Annotated in this window: 4 protein-coding genes; all 4 read left to right on the top strand. The window is 60.7% G+C overall.

Translation table 11 applies throughout. The features are described 5' to 3' along the window. The coding region (locus B3520_RS12605) for a putative PEP-binding protein (protein ID WP_349678483.1) at nt 1-805 on the top strand (805 nt) is incomplete at its 5' end. Beyond that, nucleotides 802-1797, top strand: a complete 996-nt coding sequence (locus B3520_RS12600) for a 2-hydroxyacid dehydrogenase (RefSeq protein WP_286876183.1) — start codon at nt 802-804, stop codon at nt 1795-1797. The genes B3520_RS12605 and B3520_RS12600, both read left to right, overlap by 4 nt. Beyond that, on the top strand, nt 1798-4527 hold the full coding sequence (locus B3520_RS12595; RefSeq protein ID WP_286806967.1) for a cation-translocating P-type ATPase: 2730 nt from the start codon (nt 1798-1800) through the stop codon (nt 4525-4527). Between the two features lies 1 nt (nt 4528). Continuing rightward, nucleotides 4529-4938: DUF3417 domain-containing protein (locus B3520_RS12590; protein ID WP_286876182.1), on the top strand; the 410-nt coding region annotated here is incomplete at its 3' end.

Genomic DNA, 4938 nt, shown 5'->3' with positions numbered 1-4938 from the left:
TTTGCACCCGGAGCGGGTCACCCCGATTGAAACCCTGGACACCATCGCCGCCTTGACTCAGCGCTACGCCACCCCGAGTGAGTACTTTGTCGATCAGTTGGCCACCGGCATTGGCAAAATTGCCGCCTCCTGTTACCCCCACCCGGCCATCGTGCGTTTTTCAGACCTCAAGTCGAACGAATACCGGGGGCTGATTGGTGGTGAAGACTTCGAACTGGAAGAGGACAACCCCATGCTCGGGTTGCGCGGCGCCTCGCGCTACTATCACGAGCGCTACCGGGAAGCCTTTCAGCTTGAGTGCCAGGCATTGAAGCGCGCCCGGGAGGTCATGGGCTTTGACAATATCATCGCCATGATTCCCTTCTGCCGCACACCGGCCGAGGCGGATCAGGTGCTGGCGGTGATGGCCGACGCCGGGCTCAAACGCGGCGAGAACGGCCTTCAGGTTTACGTGATGTGTGAGATTCCCTCGAACGTCATTCTCGCCGAGCAGTTTGCCCAGCGGTTCGACGGCTTCTCTATCGGCAGCAACGATCTGACCCAACTGGTGCTCGGCATCGATCGGGATTCACAAGCCCTGCGTCCGCTGTTCGATGCCCGGGACGAGGCCGTCAAACGACTGATCGCCCAGGTCATTCGGGTCGCTCACGAACACCATCGCAAGGTCGGCATCTGCGGCCAGGCTCCGTCCGACCATCCCGATTTTGCCGCGTTTCTGGTGGAATGCGGCATTGATTCCATTTCCCTCAACCCGGATTCCATCATCCGGGCCAGCCAACATATTGCCCAAGCGGAGAAACAATGAAAGTTGCCGTATTCAGCAGCAAACCTTACGACAAAGCGTTTCTGACCAGTGCCAATCAGGGGCGCCACGAGCTGGTGTTTCACGAAGCCGCGCTCAACGCCGCCAGCGCGCTTCTCGCCCAGGACTGCACCGCCGTCTGTTGTTTCGTCAACGACCAGTTGGGCGCGGACGTGTTGGAGATTCTGGCAAAGCAGGGCGTAAAACTCATTGCCATGCGCTGCGCCGGGTACAACCAGATTGATCTGGACGCCGCCCGCGCCCTGGGCATCACCCTGGCCCGGGTGCCGGAGTATTCTCCCCACGCCATTGCCGAACACACCCTCGCCCTGATTCTGATGCTGAACCGGCAACTGCATCGGGCGCACTACCGCGTTCATGAAAACGACTACTCACTGAATGGCCTACTCGGCTTCGACCTGTTCGGCAAAACCGTCGGAGTGATCGGCACCGGTAAAATCGGCGCCACCTTTGCGCGCATCATGCTCGGGCTGGGTTGCCGGGTGATCGCCTACGATCCCTATCCCGACGAGGCACTGCAGACCGCCGGCGTGGATTACGTGGCACTCGACGACCTCTGGCCGCAATCCGACATCATTTCCCTGCACTGCCCGTTGACCCCGGACAACCACCACCTGATCAACGCCGATGCCCTGCTAAAAATGAAACCGGGTGTGATGCTGATCAATACCGGTCGCGGCGGCCTGCTCGATACCAAAGCGGTGATTGCCGGACTGAAATCCCGACAGGTGGGTTACCTGGGGCTGGACGTGTATGAAGAGGAAAGCGATCTGTTTTTTGAAGATCACTCCAGCCAACTGTTGCAGGATGATGTGTTTGCCCGACTGCTGACATTCCCCAACGTCGTGATCACCGGACACCAGGCGTTCTTCACCCGCGAGGCACTGGCCGCCATTGCAGACACCACCCTGAAGAACCTCACCGGATTCGAACAGCAAGACCGGTCCCTGATGCACTTGATCGAGTCACCGTGAATGACCGCCATGGACACCCGCAACGCCACAACGCCTCCGCCCTCGTCGGACGGAGAGCCGGTGCACGCGCTCAGCGCCGAACAGACGCTGGAGCAGCTCGACAGCACCCCAAACGGATTGAGCACCGATGATGCCCGACAGCGACTGACACAGTGGGGGCCGAACGCCCTGCCCACCCAACCGCCGACACCGGGCTGGAAGCGCTGGCTACGGCAATTTCACAATCTCTTCATTTACGTTCTGCTGGTCAGCGGGTTGATCAGTCTGTTTCTCGGTCATTGGGTGGATGCCGGCGTTATTACCGGGGTGGTATTGATCAATGCCACCATCGGTTTTGTGCAGGAGGGCAAAGCCGAGCAGGCCCTGCGCGCCATTCTGTCCATGAGCCGAAGCCAGTGCCTGGTGCTGCGCGACGGGGCGACCCTCACCCTAGACAGCGAAGCACTGGTGCCGGGTGATGTGGTACTGCTGCAAGCCGGCGACAAAGTCCCCGCCGATATCCGTTTGCTGGAAAGTAAAAGCATCCGCTGTGATGAAGCGTTACTCACCGGTGAATCCCAGGCCGTTGATAAAGTCACCGCACCGGTAAACGCCGAAGCGCCCCTGGCGGAACGGCTCAATATGGCCTATATGGGCACTCTGATCACCTACGGCAGCGGACGCGGTGTGGTCACTCAGACCGGCTCACACACCGAGATTGGCACCATCAACCGGATGGTTCAGGGCGTGACCTTGAGTTCGACGCCGCTGCAGCGCCAACTGCAACGCTTCGCCGGGCAATTGACCCTGGCCATTCTGTTGATCACCGGCGCCACCGTTGTTCTGGGTGCGCTGCTGCATAACCAGAGCCTGGCCACGTTGTTTCAGGGCGCGATCGGTATTGCCGTTGCGGCGATTCCCGAAGGCCTTCCCGCCGTGGTCACCATCACCCTCGCGCTCGGGGTGGAGCGCATGGCCCGCAAACGCTCACTGATGCGGCGCCTGCCCGCGGTGGAAGTGCTCGGTTCGGTGGACGTGATCTGTTCGGATAAAACCGGCACTCTCACCGCCAATGCCATGACCGCGCGTGCGCTGGTCACCAGCACCCACCGGTACACGGTGAGCGGTGAGGGCTACACGCCGGAAGGCGATATCAAGGCGGAATCTCACTCCTCGGGCGACAGCCCCGGCACTGACTCCGTCGCCACCGCCTCCCGCATCGCCCTGTTGTGCAACGATGCCAACCTGACCGAGGAGCAGGGCGAGTGGCAGTTGCACGGCGACCCCACCGAGGGTGCTCTGCTGGTATTGGCAATGAAACACGGGTTGGAGGCCAATCAGTGTCGACGCAAATGGCCGCGCATTGACAGTCTCCCGTTCGAAACCGAAAAACGCTATATGGCCGTGTTGCATGACCACCCCGACGGCGACCGGGAAATGGCGATCAAGGGCGCGCCCGATCGGCTGTTGGAGCTGTGCCGCGAGCAGCTCGGTCCGAATGGCCCGGAACCACTGGACCGGAATTACTGGCACCGCCAGATGGAGCAGCTCGCCTCGAAAGGGATGCGGGTCATGGCTCTGGCTCGCAAACCGATGGACAGCGAACAGACCGAGCTGCATCACCACCATATGGAAAGCGGTCTGGTCATGGTGGCGCTGGTCGGCATCAGCGATCCGCCCCGCCCCGAAGCTGTCGAGGCAATCGCCCAGTGTCACGCAGCCGGTATTCGGGTTCTGATGATTACCGGCGACAATCCGGTAACCGCCGCCGCCATCGGCCGCGAGCTGGGCCTGAACAGCGAGAGGGTGGTCAGCGGTGCGGAGCTCGACCGGATGAATGACGCCGAGCGCATCGCTGTGGTCGATCAGGTCGATCTGTTCGCCCGCACCAGTCCGGCCAACAAACTGCAACTGGTGGAATCACTGCAAGCCCGGGGGCATACCGTGGCCATGACCGGCGACGGCGTCAACGACGCCCCCGCCCTGCGTTCGTCGGACATTGGCATCGCCATGGGCCAGAAAGGCACCGATGCCGCCAAGGAGGCCGCCGACTTCGTACTGACCGATGACAACTTTGCCACCATTACGCATGCCGTAGCAGAAGGGCGCACTGTGTACGACAATATTGTGAAGGCCATTGCGTTCATCCTGCCCACCAATCTGGCCCAGGCCGTCGTCATCGTGCTGGCCATTTTGTTCGGTTGGCTTCTGCCGATCACACCGGTACAGATTCTGTGGGTCAACATGGTCACCGCAGTCACTCTCGCTCTGGCCATGGCGTTTGAGCAGAGCGAAGCCGACATCATGCAGCGTCCGCCCCGCCCCCGCCATCAGGGCTTGATCACCGGCACGCTGCTCTACCGGATTCTGTTGGTCGGCGGTCTCGGTGCACTCACGGTGTTCACCCTGTTTGAGTGGCAGATGTCGGCATCGGGTGACTCGGCTCTGGCGCGCTCCGTTGCGGTCAATGCGCTGGTGCTGTTTGAAATATTTTATTTACTGAGTGCGCGTACCCTGAACGACTCCCTGTGGCACCGGCGCTATTGGCAGGGGTTACGCCCGGCACTGGTGGCCATTGCCGTGGTACTTTTGTTTCAGGGGGTGTTTACCTATTGGCCGATCAGTCAGCGCATTTTTGATGTCGGCGCCTTGAGTGTGAGTCATTGGCTGGTACTGGTGCTGTCGACCAGTCCGATTCTATTGATCGTCGAGTTGGAAAAGTTTCTGACCCGACACCTGCGCGGACACTGACATGGCCCTATCCTCTCGCCCGTTACCGGAAGCCCTCGCCATTCTTCGGGAGCTGTCCATGGACCTGTATTGGAGCTGGAATCACGATGGCGACCAGCTCTGGCAACAACTGAACCCGGAGGTGTGGGAACACACCCAAAACCCGGTGGAGGTATTGCAACTGACCAGCGACGAACAACTTCAGAAAATCGCCCGGGACAAAAACTTCCTCGCCGCGCTGAACACTCTGACCCGGGCGAGGGATGCCTACCTCACCGACACCAGCTGGTATCAACAGCACTACGCCAACTCGGCGCTCAAAGGCATTGCCTATCTCAGTATGGAGTACGGCCTCTGCGATGCCCTTCCGCTGTATGCCGGGGGGCTGGGCATGCTCGCCGGGGACTACCTGAAAACCGCCAGCGATCTGGG

The organism is Marinimicrobium sp. UBA4509, assembly GCF_002388575.1.
GTDB lineage: Bacteria > Pseudomonadota > Gammaproteobacteria > Pseudomonadales > Cellvibrionaceae > Marinimicrobium > Marinimicrobium koreense.
Note: the sequence above shows the minus strand (reverse complement) of the source record. Positions and strands in the feature narration are given on the sequence as shown.